Genomic DNA, 22,684 nt, shown 5'->3' on the forward strand with positions numbered 1-22,684 from the left:
GTCCACCCGATCGAGTCGATTCCGCTCCGGCGGGCAGACGAACGCCCCGCCGCGCTGGTGCGCGACGGGGCGTTCGGTGAGGCGGTCGATCAGTTCCAGACGACCGTCTTCGGCTCGACCGAGAAGTCGACCGTCGGAGCGCCGAGGCTCGGGCCGAACAGCACGTCGCCGCGCGCGGTCTGGCCGTCCACGGAGAAGTCGGCGGACATGGTGACCCCACCGATGAAGTCGCCGCGGACGAAGAACGGGTTGTCGTAGTTCGGCTCGGGGTTGAGGCCGCCGATGCGGAGCTCCGCGTCGCCCGTGAGGGTGCGGGTGACCGACCCGTCGACCACGACCGAGCCGTCGCTCAGCGTGCCGGGGATGGCGAGGCCGCACCCGGCGTCGAGCGTGGTGGTCGCCAGGCAGGCGTCGACGGCGGCGCGCACCGTGTCGTGGAAGACCTGCTTGGCCTCGTCGGTCAGGTCGACCTCCAGGCCCGAGAACGAACCGGACTCGTACGGCGCGGTCACGACGGTGTCGACGGTGCCCGCGACGACGAAGTTCGGCGTCGTCGTCGCGAGCTGGTAGCTCCCGATGAAGGCGTCGTAGCTGCCGTCGGGCTCGACCGCGACCCCGTTGACCGTGACGTCGAGCCCGGAGACGGTGCTCGGCACGTAGACGCTGCCGCCGGGGGCGTACATCGCGTAGTTGCCGTCGCCGTCACCGGAGACGCTGAAGGACTCCGAGACGGGCGTACCGCCGATCGAGTAGCTGGCCTCGACGTCGCCGCCGTAGGCCATGTCCTCGGTGGGCGCGGTCACGACGATGTCGGTGATCGGGGCGATCGCGTTCGACGCGGCGAGCACCTCGTCGGTCAGCAGGGTCTCGTCGATGGGCTCGACCGGGTCGACGAAGGCGAGCGCGGCCGCGGCGTCGCCCTCGGCGATCGCCGTGAGGAAGCCCTCGACGACGGCCTCCGGTGCGAGAGCGTCGGCGGTGGCGGACTCGGTGCCCGAGCCGTCGGTGCCCGTGGTCGGGTCCTCGGCGGAGTCACCGCCGCCGCGCGTGGCGAGGAAGACGACCAGGACGATGACGGCGACGGCGGCGACGACGATGCCGATGATCAGGCCGACGGGCGTCTTCTTCTTCGGCGGGGTGGGGCCACCGGGGCCGTAGGGGGGCTGACCCGTCGGGCCGCCGTACTGCTGGCCGCCGTGCTGCTGACCGCCGTAGCCTGGCTGGGCGGCGTACTGCTGCGTGGCCTGCGGATTCTGCTGACCGCCCCAGGGCTGGCCCTGCTGGGCCGGCTGGCCCTGCTGACCCGCCCACTGCTCACCGGCGTGCTCACCGCCCCACTGCTGGCCCTGCTCACCCTGCTGGCCGGCCTGCTGACCCTGGCCGGCGGACGTCGCGCCCCAGCCGTCGTAGGCGGCACCGGGCTGCTGGGGCTGCTGGGGCTGCCCCTGCGGGGCGGGCGGCTGCTGCGAGGCGCTGGGGCCGCCCCACGGGTCGCCGTCGGGGTTCTTGCCGTTCGGCGTCGTGCCGTCGTTGCTCATGTCTCGTCCCTGGTCAGAAGTGTGGCTCCGAGGTTATCGGTCGCCACCCGCCCGGCGGGGGATCGACCCGGCCCGTCGGAGGGTCACGCCTCCTGCGCGACCATCCGGCGCGCGACCGGTGTGCTCGCGGCCGCGCCGAGCAGCACGAGCCCGCCCGCGGCCAGCACGCTGAGCACGTACTGCACGAGGACCTGGGGCTGGGCGAACGTGCTCAGCCCGAGGAGCGGGGCGATGATGACGAGCATGGAGACGGCCGCCGTCCCGGCCGCGGCGAGCAGGGGGATGAGCGTCTCGCGGAACCGCGCGGCGTCGAGCACACGGGTGTCGGTGCCGGCCAGCACGAGGTTGCGGTACGCCTGCCGCTGGTCGATCACCCGACCCGCCTGCATCACGCCCGTGGAGACGCCGGCCACGATGCCGGCGATCGCCAGGGTCAGCAGCCCGCCCGTGCCGATGTCGCGCACGAGGACCTCCTGCTCGCCGCCCCCGCCGTCGGCGCCGAACAGGCTGGCGACGGCCGTGATCCCGGCGATGAACGTCGCCAGGGCGACGCCGCCGACGCTGCGCCACGCTCCGCGCGGATCATCGACGATGCGCCGGCCGGCGAGCAGCGTGGCGGGTCGCCTGGCACCGCGCGCGGTGAGTCGTCCGACCAGGCCGAGCACGAACGGTCCGACGACGTTGAGCGTCGCCATTCCCGCCGCCACCATCGCCATGAGGACGACCAGCATGATCGTCCCCGCGCCGCCGCTGAGCGCGGCGTTCGCGACGACGACGCCGACGACCGCGACCACGAGCGCCGCCAGCCGGATCACCCGCAGCCCGGGCGGGGTGGTGCGTGCAGCCACTCCGAGCGGGGTGATGGCCACGCGGCCCAGGCTCGAGACGGCGGAGGCGAGCGCGATGACGACGACGGCGCCGATCGCCGCGAGCAGGCCCGGCAGGCCGACCCACAGCTCGGCCACGTCGAAGGTCCGGTCCTGGAAGGACAGCCGAGCCACCAGCGGCAGCAGCGCGCCGTAGCCCGCGACGCCGACGACGGCGCCCAGCACGGCCTGCACGCCGGCGTCGAGCACGGTCAGCGCGGCGACCTGACCGGTGGTGGCGCCGGCGAGGCGGAGCGCGGCGAGCCTGGCGTCGCGGCGCGCGACGGCGAGCCGGGCGGCCGCGCCGCCGAGCGTGGAGAGGGGCACGAGCAGGAGCAGCGTCGCGAAGCCGGCGAGGAAGACGTACGTGCCGTCGTCGTCGCTCGCGCCGGGGGCGAGCGCGCGCTGCACGAACGCCGCGAGGCCGCCGACGACGACGAGCGCGATCGCCGTCGTCACGGCGAACGCGATCACGGCCAGCACGCCGGTCAGGCCGGCCGGGTCGGAGCGTCCGCTGCTGCGGCGGCGGAGCAGGAACCACAGGCGCAGCGTGGTCACGACGTCGCCCCCGCCTGCTGGAGCTCGCGCACGATGCGGCCGTCGCGCATCTCGACGATGCGACCGCACCAGCGGGCGACCTCCGTGTCGTGCGTGACGACGACGAGCGCGGCGCCCTGGGCGCGCGCCGCCGTGGTCAGCGCCTTCATGACCTCCCAGCCGGTGGTGCGGTCCAGGGCGCCGGTGGGCTCGTCGGCGAAGATGACGCCGGGGCTGCCGACCAGGGCCCGGGCGATGGCGACGCGCTGCGCCTGACCGCCGGAGAGCTCGCCGGGGCGGCGCTCCTCCGTGCCGGCCAGGCCCAGGTGCCCCAGCCACTGCCGGGCGCGAGCCGTCGCCTCGGCGCGGCCGACGCCGTCGAGCAGGAGCGGGAGGGCGGCGTTCTCCTGCGCGGGAAGCTCGGGGAGGAGCTGGCCGGACTGGAAGACGAATCCGAAGTCGCGGCGGCGCAGCGCGGTGCGCTCGCGATCGCTCAGGTCGGTCAGCGAGCGGCCGTCCCACCGGACGACGCCCGCCGTCGGGGCGAGCACGCCCGCGAGGAGGTGCAGGAGCGTGGTCTTGCCGGAGCCGGACGGGCCCATGATGGCGACGGACTCGCCGGGACCGACGGTCAGGTCGACGCCGGCGAGGGCGTGCGTGGCGGTGGTCGGGCTGCCGTAGGTCTTGGTCAGCGCGACGGCTTCGAGGGTGCGGGAGGGGGTCATGGTTCGAGCCTCGTCCGCCCCGGTCGGCGGCGCGTCGGGCCGCGGACGCCCCCGGGAGCCCACACGTGGACCCGCGGTGGGGCGGCCGGGTCATCCCGGGGTGGGACGGAGTCGAACCTTCACGCCGGTGCAGGGGGTGCGTACCGTGGAAGTTTCAGACGTCCGACCCCATCGAGGAGGTCCACCGTGTCCAGCACACCCCCCGTTCCCCCGCCTGCCATCCCCGACGACGGCGCGCGGGCCTCGGCCGCCGAGGAGATCGAGGCGGAGGTCGACGTCGTCAGCAGGATCAACGACCCGGCGCACGACGACGTGTTCGAGCACCTGCGCCGCAAGCCGGACCCCGGCACCGACGCCTGATCGGCGCGAGTCGAGGTCGCGTCAGCCCTTCGCGGCGAAGGTCGCGGTGTAGTAGGTCTGGACGTCGACCTCGGCCGAGTCGACCTCGGCGACGAGGCGGGCTCGCCCGACCATGTGCTCGGCGAACTTGAGCGACAGGTCGTTGAAACGCGAGACGTCGTAGCCGACCGTGACGCCGTTGCTGGTGAGGAGATCGAACATCACGTCGATCATGTCCGCGAAGGCGCTCGTCCCACGCACCGTCGGATGGGCGAGGGTGTAGCCCACGTACCAGAGCGCACCGCGATCGTGAGCGTCCGTGTAGCGACTGCGATAGAAGTCGGGACTGATCCAGGCGACGGCGTCGAGGTCGGTCGCGATGGTCGTCATCGCCACCGCGTTCCCATCGGCGTCCCACGCGAGGAGCTTCATGATCCGGGGGTCGGTCATCTCCTCGGCGAACTCGTCGGGAGAGAGCAGGTGCCTTGCGGCTGCACGCGTCGCCAGAGGAGTGAACGCCGCCTCGTAGACGGGCCACCACGCGGCGACGCCGACGTCGTCGAGCTCGCGCTCGATCGTCACGCGGGTCGGGGCGGTCACGCCCAACCCTGCGACGTGTAGGTCGCCACCACGAGGGCGCAGACGGGCTCGGTCTCGCACACGGCGCTCGTCACGAGGCGGCCGGCCGGGTGGTAGCCGCCCCCGCGCCCGGCGATCAGGTCGTCCAGGCTGGCGTGCAGATCACGCTCGACCTGCTCGCGGGCCGGACCCTCGTGCTCGACGAAGAGGCCTGCTCCGGACCCGTCGTCGGCCAGGGCCCAGGCGACCCCGGCCCACGCCTCGTGCAGCGGGAGCTCGGCGTGCGCCTCGGCGTAGACGCAGTACAGGAGGTCCCCGTGCCCGCCGACGAGCTGCTCGTCACCCGTCACGGTCTGGACCTTCGCGCCCGGCGGGATGACCGAGCTCAGGCGGACCAGGTTGAAGTCGGCCACCCCTGCGCCACGCAGGGCAGCGTCGAACGCGGACAGCGGCGTTCGGCCGGATCCCGCACCGGCGCTGACACGGATGTGGGGGGTGGGCGAGCCAGATGAGGGCAGGTGGTTCGTCACGCAACGATTTTAGGGGTAAGTCGTGACTTTTTTCACCCCAAACGCACAAGAAACCCACATATCGGGCGCAGCAGCGTCAATCGAGCTGTGGTGACACCGGGATCTCGGCGCTCGGGAGCGTGAACAGGAACGTCGACCCCACGCCGGGGGTCGACTCCGCCCAGATGCGGCCACCGTGCCGCGAGACGATGTTGCGGGAGATCGCCAGCCCGAGGCCGGTGCCGCCCTTCTCGCGGGCGTCGGAGGAGTCCACCTGCTCGAACCGACCGAAGATCGACTCGAGCCGGTCGAGCGGGATGCCGCGGCCCGTGTCGCGGACCGCGACCTCGAGGAAGACCCCCGTCGGGCGGGCGCCGACCGTGACGCGGCCGCCGCGCTCGGTGAACTTCACCGCGTTGCCGATGAGGTTGACCAGCGTCTGCACGATGCGGTCGACGTCGGCCGTGACGATCCCGGGGACGTCCTCGACCTCGATGGTGATGTCGGCCTGGGTGGCCAGGGCCTCGGTCTGCTCGACGGCGGAGCGCACCACCTTCTCCAGCGGCACGTCGATCAGCTCCAGCGGGTCGGCGCCCGATCCGAGCCGCTCGACCTCGAGGATGTCGTTGATCAGCCGGGTGAGGCGGTCCACGCTGTCGCCCGCGATGCCGAGCAGACGCCGGGCCTCGGGGGCGATGTCCCCGGTGGCGCCGCCCGCGACGAGGCCGATCGCGCCCTTGATGGACGTGAGCGGGGTGCGGAGCTCGTGGCTGATCACGGAGATGAACTCGCTCTTCATGCGGTCGATCTCGCGGCGCTGCGTGACGTCGCGGAAGACGACCACGGCGCCGGTCACGCGCCCGTCGTCCACCACGGGGCTCGCCGTCACCTCGACGGGGATGAGTGCCCCGTCGGCCCGGCGGTAGAGGTCCTCCTCGGAGTTCACCGTGACGCCCTGGTCGATCGCCTCGTGGATGTAGCAGCCCGCGTAGGGGAAGGGCGTGCCGTCGTCCTGCACGGCGTGCAGCTGGTCGTGCGCGTGGAGCCCGACGAGGTTCTCCGGGCGAAGTCCGAGCGAGCGCGCGCCCGCGGGGTTGACGAACGTGATGACGCCCTCGCGATCCACGCCGTAGATGCCCTCACCGACCGAGGTCAGCGTGAGCTGCGTGGTCCGGGTGAGGTCGGCCAGCTCCTCGGTGCGCTCCTCGACGCGCACCTCCAGGTCCCGACGAAGCCGCTCGTTGGCCACGACGAGGGAGATCTGTCGGACGGCGACGGCCGTGATCACCATGAACCACAGCGCGATGGCCAGGCCCGAGATGACGGCGAGGCTGCCCTGGATCTGCACGACGGCGGCGGCGATGAAGAGGCAGAAGGTCACGACCGTCCCCGCCACCGGCGACCCCTCGCGCTCCTCCGTCGCGTCTCCCCGCCCGGTGACCGCTGTGCCCGATCCGGCGGGGTGGCAGGCCGCAACGCCGATGAGCGCGTATCCGAGCACCCAACCGAGGTCGACGACGGAGCCGAACTGAAAGCCGCCGGACGACTCGCCGACGGCGTAGGAGATGTCGGCGACGGCGTAGATGACGAAGCTCATCCCCACGAGTACGAGGGGGATGCGATCGGGCCCGACGCTCCTCATGATGAGGAGCACCGCGAACGTCGCGAGAACGGCGTCCATGACGGGGAGCGCGATCGAGACGAGCCGGGCCACGTCCCAGGCGGACTCCTCGTTCGTGATGTCGGGGAAGACGATGAGGGCCGACACGAAGAGGACGGAGCCGCCCACCACGATGCCGTCGAGCAGGGTTCGCACCAGCTGCGGGCGGTCGAGCGCCTGGTTGGGGAACGACACCATGGCGGCAACGCCGACGACGAGGGCGAGCAGGAGACCGATCTCCGACAGGCTGTCGTTTCCGATGAGGGCGGAGAGGACGTTCGCGCTCAGTCCGATGAGCCCGGCGACTCCGAGCAGCAGCCAGGCGCGACGGCGACGACCCCTGCTCCGGCTCGACCGCCGGAAGCACAGCACCGCCGTCGTCAGCGCTGTGACCATGATCGCGACGGGCGATGCGAGCGCGTTGAAGTCGGCGTCGGAACCGAAGGCGAAGAGCAGGGCGAGCGCGAGCACCCACACGACGGTGATCGTGGTCGCGACTGTCAGCGGACCCTTCAGAGTCTGTGTGGTTCTCACCCGATTGAGCGTAGTGTCCCCGCTGCCGTTCCGGACCCCCGCCCGCATCCTCGTCTTGACAGGGGGGACGCACTAGCGTGGGGCTTCACACCAGAGCGCGTGGGGGTCTCCCCGGGCACCCGCGCGCGCAGCTTCGTGGAGGAAGCCATGACCGTCCCCCAGGGACACGTCCTCGTCGTCGACGACGACGACTCGATCCGCGAGGTCGCGACGCTCGCGCTCGAGTTGGTCGGTGGCTGGAAGGTCTCCTCGGCCGGCAGCGGGAAGGAGGCCCTCGCCGTCGCCAGGGAAGCGCAGCCCGACGCCGTCCTGCTGGACGTCATGATGCCCGGGATGGACGGTCTCACCACCCTGGCGCACCTGCGCGAGGACCCGGCGACCGCCGCGATCCCGGTCATCCTCATGACGGCGAAGGCCGCGACCGGCGAGGAGCCGGAGTGGCAGGGGCTCGACATCGCCGGCGTGATCGCGAAGCCCTTCGACCCGATGTCGTTGACCACCCGCGTGCGCGAGCTGCTCGACGGGCAGGCCGCGCAGGCGTGAGCTGCACTACCGTGGTCGGGTGAGCGCGCTCGGGCCCGAAGGCGATGCCGTGATGGCGATGATTGCCGCCCGCGCGCTCGACCGGAACCGTGAGCGCGCCGCCCGACTGCTGGTGCTGCTCGAGGAGGATCTCGACGCCGCCGCGCCGGACACCGGCGCACCGACGCCCGCCACCCGTGCGACCGCCCGCGACGAGGCCGTGACGCTCGCTCACCAGATCGCGGGTTCGGCCGGCACGTTCGGGTACGACGCCGCCTCCGACGACGCGAGAACGGCCATGGACCTGCTGGCCGACGGAGCGGAGGCCGGCGAGGTCGCGCCGTTCGCCGCGAGCGTCAGGTCGCTCCTGGACGGACCGCCCGCCTGACTCGACCCCGGAGCGGCGGTCAGCTCCGGAAGGCCGTCGCGAGTGCGACGGGCAGCGACGTCACGGTCAGGCGGATCGTGCTCGCCTCGGCCGTCAGGCGCATGGCGAACACGGTGCGATGGGCGTCGAGGCGCAGGATCGGTTCGTGCGACAGCACGGCTCCGCACCACCCCTGACGCGTCAGCCGCTGGACCAGCAGATCGATCGTCGCCTCGTCCGGGACGTGTCCCGTCACGGCGATCCGGTAGGTCGGTACGGGCGTCTCGCCGGTCGAACCGGCCTCCCACCGAGTTGCACCCCAGGTGCTCGTCATCCCGATCAGGTGGCACAGCGCATCGCCGGCGTGGTGGACCGTGTCGAGCTCGCCCTGGCGTGCGGCGCTGACCTCGGCGGACGCGGGCGGGGGCATGACGGCGCGGGGGGCGATCGTCATGGGGCGTTGGCCTCCTCGGATCGGAGCGGGAGGTGGGGCTCATGATGCCGAGACGATGGTCGAACGTCCGACTCGCCCGCACAGGGCGTCTCGTTCCGTCGTTCGCCGGGGGCTCTCGCCCCGCGGTCGACCATCCTCCCGGCCCTCCGCCAGGTGCGGGCAGCGATGCCGACCTGGGAGCTGGTGGGTGCCGTCGTCGCTAGGTGCCGGGCGGCGGCGGCGGGTTCCTGTCCTCGTCCGTCGTGGCGTCGGACGCCGGGGACTCCTCGGCCGGTGCACCCTTCAGTCGAACGGTGGGCTCGGCGGGCTGGGTCCCGACCGGGACCGGAGTGACGTCGTCGTCCTTCTCCGTGCTGGTCATCTCGGCTCGTTCCCTACCGGTCCTGCTGTCCGCGGCGGCCTCGGTCTCGAGCCGGACGTCTGTCCAGTGTGACCCTCGCCCGACGAAAAGTCACGATCCGGTCTCGACGGGAGCGGGTCCCGTCGCGAGCAGGTCCTCGCGGAGGTACTCCGCGTACCCGCCGGTGGTTCGACCCACGAGCCGACCGGAGGTGAGGACGTCGCACAGGGCGGAGGCGACGACGCGAGCGCCGGCCCGCCGCGCCCGCTCCACCAGATCGACGTCCTCGTGGAGACCGAGGGGGGCCACGCCGCCGACGGCGGCGTCGATGCTGGCCCGGAGGCCGAGGTTGGCGCCGTGCACGTGCCCGTTCGGGACGGCCGTCCGGGTGCGTCGCCAGGCGAGCAGGCGCCCGGGATCGAGGTCGCCGGGGTCGGGACGCACGGTCCCGACGACGACGTCGGCACCCGCCTCCGCGGCGCGCACGTGCTCGAGGAGCCAGTCGGGCGGCACCTGGCTGTCGGCGTCGGTGTGCGCGATCCACGCGTCCGCGCCCCACTCCGGCCCCGCGAGGGTCGCGGCGCGGACCACGCCCCTGGCGCGCGCCGCCCCGACGTTGCCGACACCGGTGACGAGCACGGCGTCCGCGCGGCCGTCGACCACCGACGACGAGTCGTCCCGGCAGTCGTCGAGCACCAGCACGACGACGCAGCGCACGTCGGGCCGCGCGGCGGCCAGGGCGGAGCGTGCCGCATCCAGCGCGTCGAGGCAGGCGGGGAGCAGGCGTTCCTCGTCCCGGGCCGGGACGACGACGGCGACGAACGTGACGCGATCCGCCTGATCGGACCCGAGAGCGGCAGCCGTGCTCACAGCAGCCCCGTCCGGCCGGCCACCGACCGGCCGTCGAGCGAGAGCACGACGAGCGAGACGTCCTCGTCGCGGTAGGTCGCGATCTCCACGGCGCCGCGCGACGCCACCAGCGCGGAGACCAGCTCGCGCTGGACGTCGTCACCGCTCGCCGCGTAGCCGTCGACCGGGTGCCGCCAGTGGCAGCCGACGACGACGGCGCCCTCGGCCAGCGTCGGGGCGATCCGCGCGAGGAACGTCCGCAGGGTCGGCGCGGAGAAGTAGTACAGCACCTCCGACAGCACCACGAGGTCGAACGGGCCGGGCGGCACGTCGCGCGTGACGTCGGCGACCTCGAGCCGCAGCCCCGGCCGCTCGCCCACCCGGGTGCGGGCGCGGGCGATCGCCTCGGCGGCGACGTCGACGGCGAGCAGGTCGTCGCAGCGCTCCGACAGGTCGGCCGTCAGCACCCCGATCGAGCACCCGACCTCGAACGCGCGGGCGAACCGCCGCTCGGGCAGGACGGCGAGGGTGAGCGCGCGCTTGCGCTCCTCGTACCAGCGGCTGGTGAAGCCCCACGGGTCCTCGCGCCGCTCGTAGGTGGCGTCGAAGAACTCGGCCGTGACGTCGGTGGGGTCGGCGCTCTCGTCGCCGCCCCGCTCGGGCTCCGTCACCACGTAGGTGTCCGCGCCCCGCCCGGTCACGCGTCGCAGGTCGTGCGGCACGACGGCGGACGGGCCGGCGACCTGCGACGGGTAGGCGTCCAGCGCGCGGGCCCGTCGCGCGGCCGACTCACCGCTCACGGTGAGTCGACGCATCGACGGCCACGGGACCTCCGGCGTCGTCGGGTCCGCCCAGTGCCACAGCCAGATCGGGTACTCCCAGAGCGGCAGGCCGTGGCTGCGGGCGAGGTCGGCGGCGATCTCGCCGAGCACGCGGTGGTCGCGGTGGCCGTCACCGCGCCACGGCGCGACGACCAGCCGCACGGGATCATCGCCGTCGGCCCGTTCGCGCACGAGGTCCGCCAGCCGCGCCGCGACCTCGGCGCGCGCCTCGCGCAGCCCGCCGTCGGCCACGTCCAGGGTGTGCAGCTCGGCCGCCGGGGTGAGCTCGCCGAGCGCGCCGCGCAGCTCCGCCGCCCGCGCCGCCACCGAGGCGGCACCGGCGCCGCCGTCGGTCGCGACCAGGACCGTGGCCGCCCGCCCGCGCAGGTCGAGCTCGGCGAGCAGGCCACCGGCGCCCAGCGTCTCGTCGTCGGGGTGGGCCGCGAGCACGAGCACGCCGCGACCCGGCAGGCCGAGGGTCGGGAGGGCGGCGAGACGGGGGTTCGCCAGCCAGGTGCCGGCCGGTGTGCCGGGTTCACGGGCGTCGAACGTCACCACGGGTCCACCTCCGCGGCGACGAGGGCCGAGCCCAGCGAGGCCGCCTCGCGCACGGGGTGGTGCTGGCGCAGGTAGACGCCGAGGTCGGCCACGCGCTTGGCGTGGGACTCCTCCCGGGTCAGCGGCGCGGGTCCGAGCGCGTGCGCGGTCAGTCGCAGCGCGTCCTCGGCGACGGCGGCCACGCCGGCGCGCACACGCTTGGCGAGCAGCCGACCCGCACCGGGGGCGAGGGCGGGGGAACCGGCGGCGTCGTGGTCGACGGCCTCGGCGCCCTCGCGCAGCGTGCGCCTCGCCTCGGCCAGCCGCACGTCGAGCGTGCCGAGGGCCTCGGCGAGCCGGTCGCGGTGCGTGCTCGGGTCGGGGGCGGAGCGCGCGGCCTCGTGCAGCCGCCGCGCCAGGCCGACGGCGCCGCCGTACCAGCAGGCCGCGACGCCGATGCCGCCCCACCAGAAGCCGGGACGCGCCAAGTACCAGCCGGGTGCGCCGACGGCGACGGCCCGCGCACCCGAGAACGTCACGGGCGTGGAGGGGATCTCGGCGAGGCCGCGCGAGACCCAGCCGCCGGCCTCGACGGCCACGCCCGGCCCGCGGAGGTCGACGGCGAACAGGCCCCGCTCGCCGTCGGGCAGGTGCGCGGTGACGAGCGCGCCCTCGAGGACGGCCGCGAGCGAGCACCAGGGCTTGGTGCCCGTCAGGTGCCACGCGCCGTCGGCGTCCGACGGCGCGGCGAGAAGTGTGACGTCCGGCGCCTCGGCGGCGAACACGCCCCAGGTGCTCGACGGCGTGAGGTCGCCGGGGAGGGCCGGCCGAGCGGCGGCGCTGCCGGCTCCGGCCTGCGCGAGGATCGAGCGGGCGTCCAGCACCGGTTCGAGGGCGCGCGCGACGGCGAGATCGGCCGCCGCGACGGTCGCCAGCAGCTCCCACAGCGCGAGCGTCGCGCCCCCGCCGACCCGGTGCTCCGGACCCGTCCAGGTCCGGGTTGCCTCGAGCGCACCCGCCACGTCCAGGGGCGGAAGGGCGAGAGTCGGGCGCTCCACCGGGCCGGACCACGACGGTCCGAGGTGCACGCGAGGGGGTGCTGGTCTGCTCACGGGGCGGGCTCCTGCCGACGTCGGGGGTGACCGACGCGCTGCTGCCCGATCGAACCGTCCCTCGAGTCTGCGCGATCTCGGGTCGTCGGGGAAGGATGGCGTCCCGCGCCGCGCTCCACGGTCGCGAGCAGGCATGATCGACGTGACGACCATCGCCTGACCCAGGAGTGTCATGACCGAGCTGACCCGGGACCGCCCTGTCCCCACCGTCCTTTTCGTCTGCGTGCGCAACGCCGGCAAGTCCCAGATGGCGGCCGCTCTGATGCGGCAGCACGCGGGCGACCGCGTCGAGGTCCGCTCGGCCGGGACCGATCCGGGCGCCGACGTCAACGCGCAGGCCGCCGCCGTCGTCGAGCAGGTCGGCGCGACCTTCCGCGGGGAGTACCCCAAGGCGCTGCTGGGCGCCGACCTCGCCGAGGCCGACCGCGTCGTGGTGCTCGGATCGGAGGCGATGGCGGACGACCTGCTCGCCGCGGCCGCCGCGAGCGGCGCCGTCGCGCAGTGGGACGTGGACGAGCCGTCCGAGCGCGGCATCGAGGGTCTTGACCGCCTCGTCCTGATTCGCGACGACATCGACGCCCGCGTGCGGGATCTGCTGGCCGAGCTGGTGGATCAGACCGCCTGAGTCGCGGGGCGGGGGCTCTACCCCTCGGACGGCGCGTTCGTCGTCGTCGACGCCTCCGACGAGGACTCCGCCGTCGCCACGAGCGAGGCGAGCATCCGCAGCTTCTCCGCGGTCGCGGTACCGGGGGCGGCGGTGTAGACCGCCATGGTGAGGTCGGGGGCCTGGGCGACGGTGATGGTGTCGTAGGACAGCTCGAGCAGGCCGACCTCGGGGTGGTTGATGCGCTTGGTCCCGCCGGTGTGCAGGTGGACGTCGTGGTGCGCCCACCGCGTGCGGAACTCGACGCTGCGCGTCGCGAGCTCCCCGACGAGGGCGGTCAGCGCCGCGTCGTAGGGGTTGCGACCCGCGAGCGAGCGCAGCACACCGACCGTGTCGTCCGCGATCCGCTCCCAGTCGGCCCAGAACTTCCGCGCGGCCGGATCGAGGAAGGTGAACCTGGCGTTGTTGACGCGCCCGTCGCCGGCCTCGTACGCCGGGGCGTAGAGCGCGCGGCCGAGCGCGTTGGCGGCGAGGACGTCGAACCGGTCGTCGCGCACGATCGCCGGCGCCCCCGTCATCGCGTCGAGCACCAGCTGGACGCTCGCGGGGACGGCGACGGCCCGGGGTCGACGTCGTCGCATCGGTCGACCCGTGGCCGTCCGGGCGAGGTCGCGCAGGTGTCCGCGCTCGGCGTCGTCGAGCTGGAGGGCGACGGCGACGGCGTCGAGCACCTGCTCGGAGACGCCCGCGAGGTTCCCCCGCTCCATGCGGACGTAGTAGTCGTTGCTGACGCCGGCCAGCATCGCGACCTCCTCGCGCCGCAGGCCCGCGACCCGGCGGTTCCCGCCGTAGAGGGTCAGGCCCGCCTGCTCCGGCGTGATCCGCGCGCGGCGCGTGGCGAGGAAGTCCCGCACCTCGGAGCGGTTGTCGGCGGCCATGCTCCCAACCTACGACCGCGGCCGACGGCGAGGGAGGTACTGGCGGTACCAGGGACGAGGGGGCACTCCCGCGGACGGGCGGGCGTGGTCAGACTGGGGTCCACGTCCTCGGCCAGTCCCCGTCCCCGTCACAAGGAGAGTCCCGTGCACACCCGCATCCTCGGTACCGGCACCGCTTCGCTGGAGGTCGGCGCCGTCGGTCTCGGCGCCATGGGCATGTCCATGAGCTACGGCCCCAACCCCGGCTCCCGCGAGGAGATGATCGGGGTGCTCCGCGGCGCCATCGACCTCGGCGTCACGCTCGTCGACACGGCGGAGGTCTACGGCCCGTACCTGAACGAGGAGCTCGTGGGCGAGGCGCTCGCGCCCGTGCGCGACCGGGTCGTCATCGCGACCAAGTTCGGCTGGGACATCCAGCCCGACGGCAGCTTCCCCGGCACGAACAGCAGGCCCGACCAGATCCGTCGCGTCGCCGACGCCTCCCTCACGCGCCTGCGCACCGACGTCATCGACCTCTTCTACCAGCACCGGGTCGACCCCGACGTGCCGATCGAGGACGTCGCGGGGACCGTGGGCGAGCTGGTCGCCGCGGGCAAGGTGCGAGCGTTCGGGCTCTCGGAGGCGGGCGCCGCGACGATCCGCCGGGCGCACGCCGTGCACCCCGTCACCGCCGTGCAGTCGGAGTACTCGCTGTGGACGCGGGACCCCGAGGCCGAGGTGCTGCCCGTGTGCGCCGAGCTGGGGATCGGGTTCGTCCCGTTCAGTCCGCTCGGGAAGGGGTTCCTCACCGGGACCGTCTCGACGGCGACGGAGTTCGCCGAGGGCGACATCCGCCGTCGCGTCCCGCGGTTCGAGGCGGAGAACCTCGCCGCGAACGAGGCGCTGCTGACACGGGTGCGCGAGCTCGCCGACGCTCGCCGAGCGAGCCCCGGACAGATCGCGCTCGCCTGGTTGCTGGCGCAGCAGCCGTGGGTCGTGCCCATCCCGGGGACCCGGCGCCTCGAGCGCGTCCGCGAGAACGCGGGCGCGACCGCCGTCGCGCTGAGCGCCGACGACCTCGCGGCGCTGGACGCGCTGGCGACGGAGGTCGGGGTGGCGGGCAACCGCTACGACGCGGCCGGCATGGGCCTGGTCGGGCGGTAGCCGGAGCCACCCCGCGACCGCCGAGCAAGCCTCACGGGTCGTTCTGAGGCCCGGAACGACCCGTGAGGCTTGCTCGACAGGTGTGACGGGGTCCGGCCGCGGGCGGACCCTGGCCCCGGCGGTCGTCAGGGGTGACGATGGGGGTCCGCACCCGCGGCGCACCGCGCCGGGACAAGGAGTCATCCGCATGAAGGCAGTCATCGCAGGCACCGTCGTCGCCGAGGCGGCGACCGAGGACCTCGTGAAGATCGAGGGCAACTGGTACTTCCCGCCCGCCAGCCTCACCGAGGGCGCGTTCCACGAGAGCCCCACGGCCTACCACTGCCCGTGGAAGGGCGACGCGCAGTACTTCGACGTCGGGGTGGGGGACGACGTCGTCAAGGACGGCGGCTGGTCCTACCCGCAGCCGATCCCGTCCTCGTTCGAGCGCGTGGGTACCGACTACAGCGGCTACGTGGCGTTCGACCGGGCGTCGGTCACGATCTCCGAGTAGGACCGGCCAGAGCGATCCTCCCCGGCCCCGACCGGGAGGATCGCCGGGGTGGGGTCACCCCGCCGGGGCGACGCCCGAGTGCCACGTCAGTCGCCGCATGACGTTCAATGGAGGCCCGGGACGTCGCGCGATCGCGCGCGTCCCGCACCGTCGCCGTCCGGGCGGCGCCCCGACGGAGGAACTGATCGTGACCACGCCTGCTCGCCGCCGCCGCCCCACCTCCGCGGACGGGCCGCGCTCCGGCGTCGGCCGTCTGTGGTCCGACGGCGTGGGCACGGTCGGCACGCGCGCCGTGCAGTGGCTCGCGATCCTCGCGCTGGTGGCCGGGTTCGGTCTGCTGGTGACGCAGCTGACCCTGGTGGTCATCCCGGTGCTCATCGCGCTGGTGCTCGCCTCGGCGATCTCCCCGCTCGTGCGGTGGCTGCGCGACAAGGGCTGGCCCTCGATACTGGCCACCTGGACCTCGCTGCTGGGTCTGCTCGCGCTGCTGTCCGCGATCGTGTGGGGCGTCGTGGAGACCGTCGCGCGCCAGTGGGGCGACCTCGTGGACTCCGCCGTCGACGGGGTCCAGGCGCTGCAGGACCAGCTCGCGGGGCTGCCGTTCGAGATCTCGGACGCGCAGATCGACGAGGTCCAGTCCACGCTGACGGGCCTGCTGTCCTCCGACGGGTTCTCCTCGGGCGTCGTGGCGGGCGTCTCCGCCACCGCGAACTTCGTCACCGGCCTCGTGCTCGTGATCGTGGTGCTGTTCTTCTTCCTGAAGGACGGCCCCCGCATCTGGGAGTTCCTGCTGCGCCCGTTCGAGGGCGAGTCGTACGAGCGCGGACGCCGCGTCGGCGGCAAGACGGTCCAGACGCTCGGCGGCTACGTGCGCGGGACGGCGATCGTGGCCGCGGTCGACGCGATCGGCATCGGCATCGGTCTCGCGATCCTCGGCGTGCCGCTCGCCCTCCCGCTCGCGGTGCTGACGTTCCTGCTGGCGTTCATCCCGCTGGTCGGCGCCACGCTGGCCGGCACGCTCGCGGCCCTCGTCGCGCTGGTGACCGACGGCCTCGGCTCGGCGGTCATCGTGATCATCATCGTGGTCGGCGTGAACCAGCTCGAGGGCAACCTGCTCCAGCCCGTCATCATGGCGCGCTCGCTGCGTCTGCACCCGCTGGTCATCCTCGTGGCGCTGACGGCGGGCACCGTGACCGCGGGCATCACCGGCGCCGTGCTCGCGGTGCCGATCGCCGCGGCGATCTGGGGCGCCGTCACGGTGTGGGACGGGCCCTCGACCCCTGCCAGGTTCGCGCGGCAGAAGCGTGAGGAGCGCGTCCACGTGGGTCACCACGACGACGAGGACGAGCACGACGGCGACGACGCCGCCGAGCCTGTCGCCGACGAGGACGTCACCGACGCGGTGGCCCCCACGGACGCGACGGACGAGACCGGGTCGGCTCGTCGCGCGACCTGACGCGCCGCCGTGCAAGGTGGCCCCCGCCGTCGACACATCCGGGGAGTGACCATCGTCGGCCCCGACCACCCCTCCCTCCCGTGAGCGGCAGCGTCCTGCTGACCGTCACGGTCGCGGCGACGGCGGCGCTCGCCGTCGCGGCGCTGGTGGCGGCCTACCTCCTGCAGCGGGACTCCGGACGTCCGTCGCACGGGCTCAGCCCCCGTGCTCGCCCCCACGCGGGCCGTGGGCGCGGTGCGCCTTCACGCGGCAGTTCGTGGAGCAGTAGACACGATCGCGACGACCCGCCACCGCGCACCCGCACACAGGACACGTCCGACCGCCCGGGACCGCGGCCTCGCTGAGCTCCTGCAACCAGCGCCGGACAAGCCGCGCGTCGGACTCCGACGCGCGAGCCGCGTCGAGGAGGATGGCGAGGTCGCCCGTGTCGCGCAGGTGGGTGAGCTGCTCGGGTGTGAACAGACGGGACGCGGCGCCGGGGGAGTACCGGTCGCCGTCGTGCGACACGGACGACACCCACGCGCGGGCCCGCTCCAGCGCGGCCTCCTCGTCGGGGTCCATGTCCGAATGATGGACCTCGCGAGGCCCCGGCACCAGGGTGAGGACGGCGGAGGGCGGGCCACGGGCGCCCCGTCGTCGCAGGACCGCAGCCACCGCCGTCGAACGGGAGTCGCAGCAACGGTCGTGACGTGCGGCATCGGTCCCTGACAAGATCATTCACATCGCGCCGCTCCCGTCCTAGGCTTCGTGAGGAGAGACCCGACGCACCCCTGGCGTCCCGCTCTTGCGCAGAGTGCCTCGCCCGCACGTCGAACGGAGCGCCCCATGTCCTTCCCGTCCTTCTCGCGCCGCAGCTTCCTCATCGGCACCGGTGTCGTGGCCGTGCCGGTGGTGCTGGCCGGCTGCGGGTTCACGCAGCAGTCCAGCCCCGAGGGGCGGCAGGGCACCCTGACGTTCACCACGTGGGGCACCGACGCCGAGCTCGCCGGGTTCCGCTCGGCCATCACCGCGTTCGAGGCCGCCAACGAGGGCAGCACGATCGAGCTGAACGCGGTGCCCTACGAGCAGATGTTCACGAACATCGACGCCCAGCTCCAGGCGGGCAACCCGCCCGACGTCTTCCGCGTGCCGTACTACACGTTCGGTGCCTACGCCGGCCGGGAGCAGCTGCTCGACCTCGGCCCGCTCCTGTCGGCCGAGCGCCAGGAGCAGTTCACGCCGCAGGCGTGGGCTGCCGTGCAGAGCGCCGGGAGCACCTACGGCCTCCCGCACCACACCGACACCTCGGCGATCCTGATCAACCGCGACCTGTTCGCGGCGGCGGGCATCACCGAGATCCCCGAGTCGATCGAGGACGCCTGGACGTGGGAGGAGCTCGCCGAGATCGGCGACCGGCTCAAGGCGGGTCTGCCCGCCGGCACGAGCCCGTGGGCCTACAACTGGCAGGGCAACGGCGTCACGCGGTGGCTCAGCCTGCTGTTCCAGTCCGACGGCGCGTTCCTCGACACCGACCAGGTCACGCCGCTGATCGACTCCGACGCCGGACGCGAGGCCGTCGAGTTCGCTGCGTCGTTCTTCTCGCAGGGCTACGTGCCGGCCAACAACACCATCGCCTCGGCGAGCTACGCGGCCGAGTCGTGGTTCTCCCAGTCGGTGGCGATGGTGTGGTCCGGCGCGTTCCAGATCCCCGACGCCGAGACCACCGCGAGCTTCGACTGGACCGCCACCTACGCACCCCGCAACGTGCGCGGGGGCGGCGACTTCGGCGGCAACGCGCTCGTGGCGACGGCGCAGACGCAGCAGCCGGAGCTGGCCGCGGCGTTCCTGGAGTTCGTCACGGACGCCGATCCGATGCGCGACTTCTGCCGCGGCGCCTCCCTGCTGCCCACGCGGGCGGACCTGCTCAACGACGACCTCGAGTTCGACGTGCGCAGCGAGCTCGCTCCGATCTTCGCCGCGCAGGCGGGTGTCGTGCAGCCGCAGGACGTGGCGCAGGTCGCCAGCCCCTCCATGTCGGCGATCATCCCGGTGCTCAAGGAGCAGCTCGACCTCGCCTTCGCCGGCAGCCAGGACGCGGCCACCACCGTCGCGAACCTGCAGAGCGGCATCGCGGCCGCCACCGGTGCCTAGCCCGACGCCGGAGTTCGCGTCGCGGCCCGCGGGCGACGTGCGGCGCGAGGACGGGCGATCGGGTGCCGCGCGCGGTCGCGCCGGCGCCCGTCCCCGGCGGCCCGGCAGCCGCCGCGAGGCCCTCGCGGCCTACGGCTTCATCGCCCCGAACTACGTGCTGCTGCTGGTCTTCGTGCTGATCCCGCTGGCAGGCGCCCTCGTGGTGAGCCTGCAGCGGACCGACGGCTTCGGGGCGGGGGAGTTCGCGGGGCTGCAGAACTACGCGCGCCTGTGGTCGGACCCGCTGTTCTGGCGGGCGCTCGGCAACACCGTGCTGTTCACGCTCATCGTGACGCCGGTGTCGATGGCGTTCGGGCTCGTCGCGGCCACGCTCCTGAACACGGCCCTCCCGGCCCGGCCGCTCTTCCGCTCGATCCTCATCCTCCCGATGGCCGTCTCCGGCGTCGCGACGGCGTTGATCGGCGTCCTGGTCTTCGACCAGAACTCCGGCGTGCTCAACAAGCTGCTCGGAGCGTTCGGCCTGCCGGCCGTCACGTGGCAGTCCGACGCCGGCCCGGCGTTCCTCTCGATCGTGCTCGTGACGGTCTGGTGGCGCACCGGGTTCAACATGCTCATCTACCTGGCGGGGCTGCAGGGCATCGGTCCCGACCTGCACGAGGCGGCGCGGCTGGACGGGGCGAACACGCTGCAGCGGTTCCGTCACGTGACCGTGCCGCTGCTCGGTCCCACGACGTTCTTCCTGACCGTCCTCAACGTCATCTACTCCTTCCAGGTGTTCGACATCGTGTTCGTGCTGACCGGGGGAGGTCCCGCGGGCGCGACCTCGGTCCTCGTGACCTACGCCTACGAGACGGGCTTCGTGACGCGCGACCAGGGCTACGCCGCCGCGATCGGGATGATCCTGTTCCTGTTCGCCCTCCTCTTCGCCGCCGCGCAGTGGCGCGCGAGCCGGACCAGGGACGTGGTCGAGTGAGGGCGCGACGCGGGATCCTCGCGCGCGCCGCCGTCATCGCGGTCGTGGGCCTGGTGACCATCTCGCCGCTGTACTGGATGGTGGCGGTCGCGTTCTCCACGCGCGCCGAGCTGCTCGGCGGGCGCGAGCTGCGGCTGTGGCCGCGCGAGGTGACGCTGGGGAACTTCGACCGGGTCTTCGCCTCGTTCCCCGTGGCGACCTGGTTCAGCAACTCGGTGGCGATCTCGCTCGTGGTGATGATCGTGTCCGTCACCACGAGCCTGCTCGCGGGCTACGCCTTCTCGCAGCTGCGCTTCCCCGGATCGACGGCGCTGTTCTTCGTGGCGCTGGCCACGCTCGTGCTGCCCGTGCAGGTCATTATGGTGGCGCTGTTCCGGATCGTGACGGGAATGGGTCTGTACGGCACCTACTGGGCCGTGATCCTGCCGACAACGGCCTCCGCCTTCGGGCTCTTCCTCGCACGGCAGTTCATGCTCGGCATCCCGCGCGAGCTGATCGAGGCCGCCCGCCTGGACGGCGCCGGGCACCTCGCGACGTTCCTGCGGATCGTGCTCCCGCTGTCGAGGCCGCTCATCGCGGTCCTGGCGTTCATGAGCCTGCTGTCGTCCTGGAACGACTTCGCGTGGCCGCTCATCGCGCTGAAGGAGAACCGGCTGTTCACGCTGCCGATCGGGCTGCTGTACCTGCAGGGCCAGTCGGGCAGCGACTACGGCGCCACGATGGCCTTCGCACTCATCAACATCGTGCCGATCGCGGTGGTCTTCCTGCTGTTCCAGCGGTACTTCATCGCTGGCTTCGCCCGCAGCGGCATCAAGTAGCCCCTCCGCCCGGCGCCGAGCGCTGCGCCGAGCGGCCGTGCCGAGCGCTGCGCCGAGCAAGCCTCAGGGGTCGTTATCGAAGCGATAACGACCCCTGAGGCTTGTTCGCCGCGAGACGGCGGGAGGAGGAGGGTGACCGGCAGTCCCTAGCGGGCGGAGCGGAACTCCGCCGTCAGCGGGCACTGGAACGGGTCGCGCGCGGCGAGGCCCATCTGGTTGAGGTACCGGATGACGATGCCGTAGGACCCCAGCAGCGTGGCCTCGGTGTACGGGACCTTCCGCGACTCGCAGAACTCCTTGACCATCGGCTGGATCTTGCGGAGGTTGGGGCGCGGCATGCTCGGGAAGAGGTGGTGCTCGACCTGGTAGTTCAGACCGCCCATGAAGAAGTTGACGAGTCGGCCGCCGGTGACGTTGCGGCTCATCAGGACCTGGCGGCGCAGGAAGTCGATGCGGGAGTCCGGCGGGACGATCGGCATGCCCTTGTGGTTGGGGGCGAACACCGCGCCCATGTACAGGCCGAACAGCCCGAGCTGCACGCCCAGGAACGCGAAAGCCATCCCCACCGGGAGCAGCCAGAACACGAAGCCGAGATAGGCGCCCAGACGCACCACGACGAAGGCGATCTCGACCGGGCGACGCTTCACGGGCGCGCGCCCGAAGATCGTCTTGATGCCCGAGATGTGCAGGTTGATGCCCTCGAGCAGCAGGAGCGGGAAGAACAGCCAGCCCTGACGCTGGGCGAACCAGCCCTGCAGGCCCGTGCGGGGCGCGGGGAGGTCCTCGGTGTGGAAGACCAGCACGCCGGTCTTGATGTCGGGGTCGGCGGCCACCTGGTTGGGCTTGGCGTGGTGGCGCGAGTGCTTGTGCTGCCACCAGCCGTAGCTCATGCCGGCGTACAGGTTGGCGACCACCAGGCTCGCCCAGTCGTTCCACTTGCCGGACTTGAAGATCTGGCGGTGCGCCGCGTCGTGGCCCAGGAACATCACCTGACCGAGGATGACGGCGAGCACCGCGGCGATCGCGAGCTGCCACCACGAGTCGCCGATCGCGACCATGGCCGCGACGGTGCCGGCCAGCAGCACCGTCAGGACCCCGAACCGGGTCCAGTAGTACCCGTAGCGCCGCTCCAGCAGACCGGTCTCCTGCACGCTCCGGCTGAGGTCGGTGAAGTCGTTCACCTGACGCTGCCGCGGTGATCGCGGCGTTGCGGAGTCGTCGAGCGCGGTGGTGGTGCCGACGGGCGGCTGAACAGTCGTCATCGGGGAGCTTTCCTTCGGGGGGTCGTACCGGACCGGGCGGTGGTGCGGACGGGCTACGGGCGGCGGTCGCGCTTGACGCGACGGCGGAGCTGGCCGATGCGCAGGGCGCCGACCAGGAGGACCACGATCCCGACGCCGAGACCCGAGATCAGGCAGACGACCGCGAGCGGGGCCGAGCCGGTCGCACCCAGGAAGGTGACCTCGACCATCTCGGTGTTCTGGATGAGGAAGATCACCAGGGCGATCAGGAGGAGGAAGCTGACGCCGATCCCGACCCACAGCGACGCCGTGCGGGTGCGGATCGACTGCTGCTCACGCGTCTGCGCCGGCGTCTGCGGAGGCTTGGTGGCCGTCGTCGCCGATCCGCCGGGCGGGCGGCCCTTCGTCGCGGGCGACGGCGGAGCGCTCGTGGGGCGGGACGTCGCCGCAGGTGAGGAGGGTGCGGAGCCGGGAGCCGGCGCACGCGTGGGAGAGCCCGCAGGGGCGGGGGTCGCCGGTGTCAGAGGGGGCTCGGCGTCGTGGTGCGTGGACATGCACCCTCCTTCGGCGGTTAGGGACGGTCACCGTGCGGCGACCGT

The 22,684-nt window shown here is 73.0% G+C and carries 25 protein-coding genes; 10 read left to right on the forward strand and 15 right to left on the reverse strand.

Translation table 11 applies throughout. The annotated features are described in order from the left end of the window. Positions 1 to 89: 89 nt before the first annotated feature. From SERN_RS15280 to SERN_RS07135, 3 genes are all read right to left on the reverse strand, one after another. On the reverse strand, positions 90 to 1,538 hold the full coding sequence (locus tag SERN_RS15280) for a hypothetical protein (RefSeq protein WP_158292598.1): 1,449 nt from the start codon (positions 1,536 to 1,538) through the stop codon (positions 90 to 92). Positions 1,539 to 1,621: 83 nt separating this feature from the next. Further along, on the reverse strand, positions 1,622 to 2,962 hold the full coding sequence (locus SERN_RS07130; protein ID WP_135849414.1) for a hypothetical protein: 1,341 nt from the start codon (positions 2,960 to 2,962) through the stop codon (positions 1,622 to 1,624). Then, entirely contained in the window at positions 2,959 to 3,666 is a 708-nt protein-coding gene (locus SERN_RS07135; RefSeq protein WP_135849415.1) for an ABC transporter ATP-binding protein, read from the reverse strand. Before SERN_RS07135 ends, SERN_RS07130 begins: the two co-directional genes overlap by 4 nt. Positions 3,667 to 3,852: 186 nt before the next feature. Here SERN_RS07135 and SERN_RS15285 point away from each other — a divergent pair, with 186 nt between their 5' ends. Continuing rightward, a complete protein-coding gene (locus SERN_RS15285) occupies positions 3,853 to 4,026 on the forward strand; it encodes a hypothetical protein (RefSeq protein ID WP_158292599.1) in 174 nt (57 codons plus the stop codon). A gap of 21 nt (positions 4,027 to 4,047) precedes the next feature. Here SERN_RS15285 and SERN_RS07140 read toward each other — a convergent pair whose 3' ends face one another. The 3 genes from SERN_RS07140 to SERN_RS07150 form a co-directional block, all read right to left on the reverse strand. Continuing rightward, a complete protein-coding gene (locus SERN_RS07140; protein ID WP_135849416.1) occupies positions 4,048 to 4,605 on the reverse strand; it encodes a hypothetical protein in 558 nt (185 codons plus the stop codon). Continuing rightward, positions 4,602 to 5,114 (reverse strand): pyruvoyl-dependent arginine decarboxylase, encoded by a 513-nt coding sequence (locus SERN_RS07145; RefSeq protein ID WP_233251523.1) that lies wholly within the window; start codon positions 5,112 to 5,114, stop codon positions 4,602 to 4,604. The genes SERN_RS07140 and SERN_RS07145 overlap by 4 nt, the downstream gene beginning before the upstream one ends. Positions 5,115 to 5,190: 76 nt before the next feature. Then, positions 5,191 to 7,287 carry a sensor histidine kinase gene (locus SERN_RS07150; RefSeq protein ID WP_158292600.1) on the reverse strand — a complete coding sequence of 699 codons (2,097 nt, stop codon included), beginning with the start codon at positions 7,285 to 7,287 and terminating at the stop codon, positions 5,191 to 5,193. Positions 7,288 to 7,434: 147 nt separating this feature from the next. Between SERN_RS07150 and SERN_RS07155 the strand changes: the two genes are divergently transcribed. Beyond that, the gene (locus tag SERN_RS07155) at positions 7,435 to 7,830 is read left to right on the forward strand and encodes a response regulator (protein WP_135849418.1); all 396 of its coding nucleotides are present in this window, start codon (positions 7,435 to 7,437) and stop codon (positions 7,828 to 7,830) included. Positions 7,831 to 7,849: 19 nt separating this feature from the next. After that, a complete protein-coding gene (locus SERN_RS07160) occupies positions 7,850 to 8,197 on the forward strand; it encodes an Hpt domain-containing protein (RefSeq protein WP_135849419.1) in 348 nt (115 codons plus the stop codon). Between the two features lie 19 nt (positions 8,198 to 8,216). On the opposite strand, the gene SERN_RS07165 is transcribed toward SERN_RS07160, so the two are convergent. The 5 genes from SERN_RS07165 to SERN_RS07180 all read right to left on the reverse strand — a co-directional run bounded on the left by SERN_RS07165 (position 8,217) and on the right by SERN_RS07180 (position 12,289). Then, complete coding sequence (locus SERN_RS07165; RefSeq protein WP_135849420.1) at positions 8,217 to 8,630, reverse strand: hypothetical protein; 414 nt, start codon at positions 8,628 to 8,630, stop codon at positions 8,217 to 8,219. Positions 8,631 to 8,829: 199 nt separating this feature from the next. Continuing rightward, a complete protein-coding gene (locus SERN_RS15290) occupies positions 8,830 to 8,991 on the reverse strand; it encodes a hypothetical protein (RefSeq protein ID WP_158292601.1) in 162 nt (53 codons plus the stop codon). A 90-nt stretch (positions 8,992 to 9,081) separates the two neighbouring features. After that, positions 9,082 to 9,840: a glycosyltransferase gene (locus tag SERN_RS07170; RefSeq protein ID WP_135849421.1), complete on the reverse strand. Its 759-nt coding sequence runs from the start codon at positions 9,838 to 9,840 to the stop codon at positions 9,082 to 9,084. Beyond that, complete coding sequence (locus SERN_RS07175; RefSeq protein ID WP_135849422.1) at positions 9,837 to 11,198, reverse strand: PIG-L family deacetylase; 1,362 nt, start codon at positions 11,196 to 11,198, stop codon at positions 9,837 to 9,839. The genes SERN_RS07170 and SERN_RS07175 overlap by 4 nt, the downstream gene beginning before the upstream one ends. Further along, a complete protein-coding gene (locus SERN_RS07180; protein ID WP_135849423.1) occupies positions 11,192 to 12,289 on the reverse strand; it encodes an acyl-CoA dehydrogenase family protein in 1,098 nt (365 codons plus the stop codon). Before SERN_RS07180 ends, SERN_RS07175 begins: the two co-directional genes overlap by 7 nt. A 172-nt stretch (positions 12,290 to 12,461) precedes the next feature. On the opposite strand from SERN_RS07180, the gene SERN_RS07185 reads away from it, so the two are divergent. Continuing rightward, on the forward strand, positions 12,462 to 12,914 hold the full coding sequence (locus SERN_RS07185) for an arsenate-mycothiol transferase ArsC (protein WP_135849424.1): 453 nt from the start codon (positions 12,462 to 12,464) through the stop codon (positions 12,912 to 12,914). Between the two features lie 17 nt (positions 12,915 to 12,931). Here SERN_RS07185 and SERN_RS07190 read toward each other — a convergent pair whose 3' ends face one another. Beyond that, the gene (locus SERN_RS07190) at positions 12,932 to 13,831 is read right to left on the reverse strand and encodes a helix-turn-helix transcriptional regulator (RefSeq protein WP_135849425.1); all 900 of its coding nucleotides are present in this window, start codon (positions 13,829 to 13,831) and stop codon (positions 12,932 to 12,934) included. Between the two features lie 144 nt (positions 13,832 to 13,975). Between SERN_RS07190 and SERN_RS07195 the strand changes: the two genes are divergently transcribed. From SERN_RS07195 to SERN_RS07205, 3 genes are all read left to right on the forward strand, one after another. Beyond that, positions 13,976 to 14,974 (forward strand): aldo/keto reductase, encoded by a 999-nt coding sequence (locus SERN_RS07195; RefSeq protein ID WP_135849426.1) that lies wholly within the window; start codon positions 13,976 to 13,978, stop codon positions 14,972 to 14,974. A 187-nt stretch (positions 14,975 to 15,161) separates the two neighbouring features. Then, complete coding sequence (locus SERN_RS07200) at positions 15,162 to 15,467, forward strand: DUF427 domain-containing protein (protein ID WP_135849427.1); 306 nt, start codon at positions 15,162 to 15,164, stop codon at positions 15,465 to 15,467. A gap of 187 nt (positions 15,468 to 15,654) precedes the next feature. Next, entirely contained in the window at positions 15,655 to 16,923 is a 1,269-nt protein-coding gene (locus tag SERN_RS07205) for an AI-2E family transporter (protein ID WP_233251524.1), read from the forward strand. Between the two features lie 195 nt (positions 16,924 to 17,118). Here SERN_RS07205 and SERN_RS07210 read toward each other — a convergent pair whose 3' ends face one another. Continuing rightward, positions 17,119 to 17,484 (reverse strand): hypothetical protein, encoded by a 366-nt coding sequence (locus SERN_RS07210; RefSeq protein ID WP_135849429.1) that lies wholly within the window; start codon positions 17,482 to 17,484, stop codon positions 17,119 to 17,121. 264 nt (positions 17,485 to 17,748) lie between these two features. On the opposite strand from SERN_RS07210, the gene SERN_RS07215 reads away from it, so the two are divergent. The 3 genes from SERN_RS07215 to SERN_RS07225 are packed head-to-tail and all read left to right on the forward strand — an operon-like array spanning position 17,749 to position 20,844. Continuing rightward, the gene (locus SERN_RS07215; RefSeq protein WP_135849430.1) at positions 17,749 to 19,053 is read left to right on the forward strand and encodes an ABC transporter substrate-binding protein; all 1,305 of its coding nucleotides are present in this window, start codon (positions 17,749 to 17,751) and stop codon (positions 19,051 to 19,053) included. Beyond that, the gene (locus SERN_RS07220) at positions 19,046 to 20,026 is read left to right on the forward strand and encodes a carbohydrate ABC transporter permease (protein ID WP_233251525.1); all 981 of its coding nucleotides are present in this window, start codon (positions 19,046 to 19,048) and stop codon (positions 20,024 to 20,026) included. Before SERN_RS07215 ends, SERN_RS07220 begins: the two co-directional genes overlap by 8 nt. Next, a complete protein-coding gene (locus SERN_RS07225; RefSeq protein ID WP_233251526.1) occupies positions 20,023 to 20,844 on the forward strand; it encodes a carbohydrate ABC transporter permease in 822 nt (273 codons plus the stop codon). Before SERN_RS07220 ends, SERN_RS07225 begins: the two co-directional genes overlap by 4 nt. 146 nt (positions 20,845 to 20,990) lie before the next feature. Here SERN_RS07225 and SERN_RS07230 read toward each other — a convergent pair whose 3' ends face one another. Both SERN_RS07230 and SERN_RS07235 read right to left on the reverse strand, forming a co-directional pair. Beyond that, positions 20,991 to 22,106, reverse strand: a complete 1,116-nt coding sequence (locus SERN_RS07230) for a fatty acid desaturase family protein (protein WP_135849431.1) — start codon at positions 22,104 to 22,106, stop codon at positions 20,991 to 20,993. Positions 22,107 to 22,159: 53 nt separating this feature from the next. Then, the gene (locus tag SERN_RS07235; protein ID WP_135849432.1) at positions 22,160 to 22,639 is read right to left on the reverse strand and encodes a lipopolysaccharide assembly protein LapA domain-containing protein; all 480 of its coding nucleotides are present in this window, start codon (positions 22,637 to 22,639) and stop codon (positions 22,160 to 22,162) included. Between the last annotated feature and the right edge of the window lie 45 nt (positions 22,640 to 22,684).

This window comes from Serinibacter arcticus, from assembly GCF_004786095.1.
Classification (GTDB): Bacteria; Actinomycetota; Actinomycetes; order Actinomycetales; family Beutenbergiaceae; genus Litorihabitans; species Litorihabitans arcticus.

Coding starts and splice junctions, on each gene's coding strand:
- SERN_RS07235 (WP_135849432.1), bottom strand. CDS start 22,639: ATGTCCACGCACCACGACGCCGAGCCCCCTCTGACACCGGCGACCCCC.
- SERN_RS07185 (WP_135849424.1), top strand. CDS start 12,462: ATGACCGAGCTGACCCGGGACCGCCCTGTCCCCACCGTCCTTTTCGTC.
- SERN_RS15280 (WP_158292598.1), bottom strand. CDS start 1,538: ATGAGCAACGACGGCACGACGCCGAACGGCAAGAACCCCGACGGCGAC.
- SERN_RS07155 (WP_135849418.1), top strand. CDS start 7,435: ATGACCGTCCCCCAGGGACACGTCCTCGTCGTCGACGACGACGACTCG.
- SERN_RS07165 (WP_135849420.1), bottom strand. CDS start 8,630: ATGACGATCGCCCCCCGCGCCGTCATGCCCCCGCCCGCGTCCGCCGAG.
- SERN_RS07230 (WP_135849431.1), bottom strand. CDS start 22,106: ATGACGACTGTTCAGCCGCCCGTCGGCACCACCACCGCGCTCGACGAC.
- SERN_RS07210 (WP_135849429.1), bottom strand. CDS start 17,484: ATGGACCCCGACGAGGAGGCCGCGCTGGAGCGGGCCCGCGCGTGGGTG.
- SERN_RS07135 (WP_135849415.1), bottom strand. CDS start 3,666: ATGACCCCCTCCCGCACCCTCGAAGCCGTCGCGCTGACCAAGACCTAC.
- SERN_RS15290 (WP_158292601.1), bottom strand. CDS start 8,991: ATGACCAGCACGGAGAAGGACGACGACGTCACTCCGGTCCCGGTCGGG.
- SERN_RS07215 (WP_135849430.1), top strand. CDS start 17,749: ATGTCCTTCCCGTCCTTCTCGCGCCGCAGCTTCCTCATCGGCACCGGT.
- SERN_RS07190 (WP_135849425.1), bottom strand. CDS start 13,831: ATGGCCGCCGACAACCGCTCCGAGGTGCGGGACTTCCTCGCCACGCGC.
- SERN_RS07200 (WP_135849427.1), top strand. CDS start 15,162: ATGAAGGCAGTCATCGCAGGCACCGTCGTCGCCGAGGCGGCGACCGAG.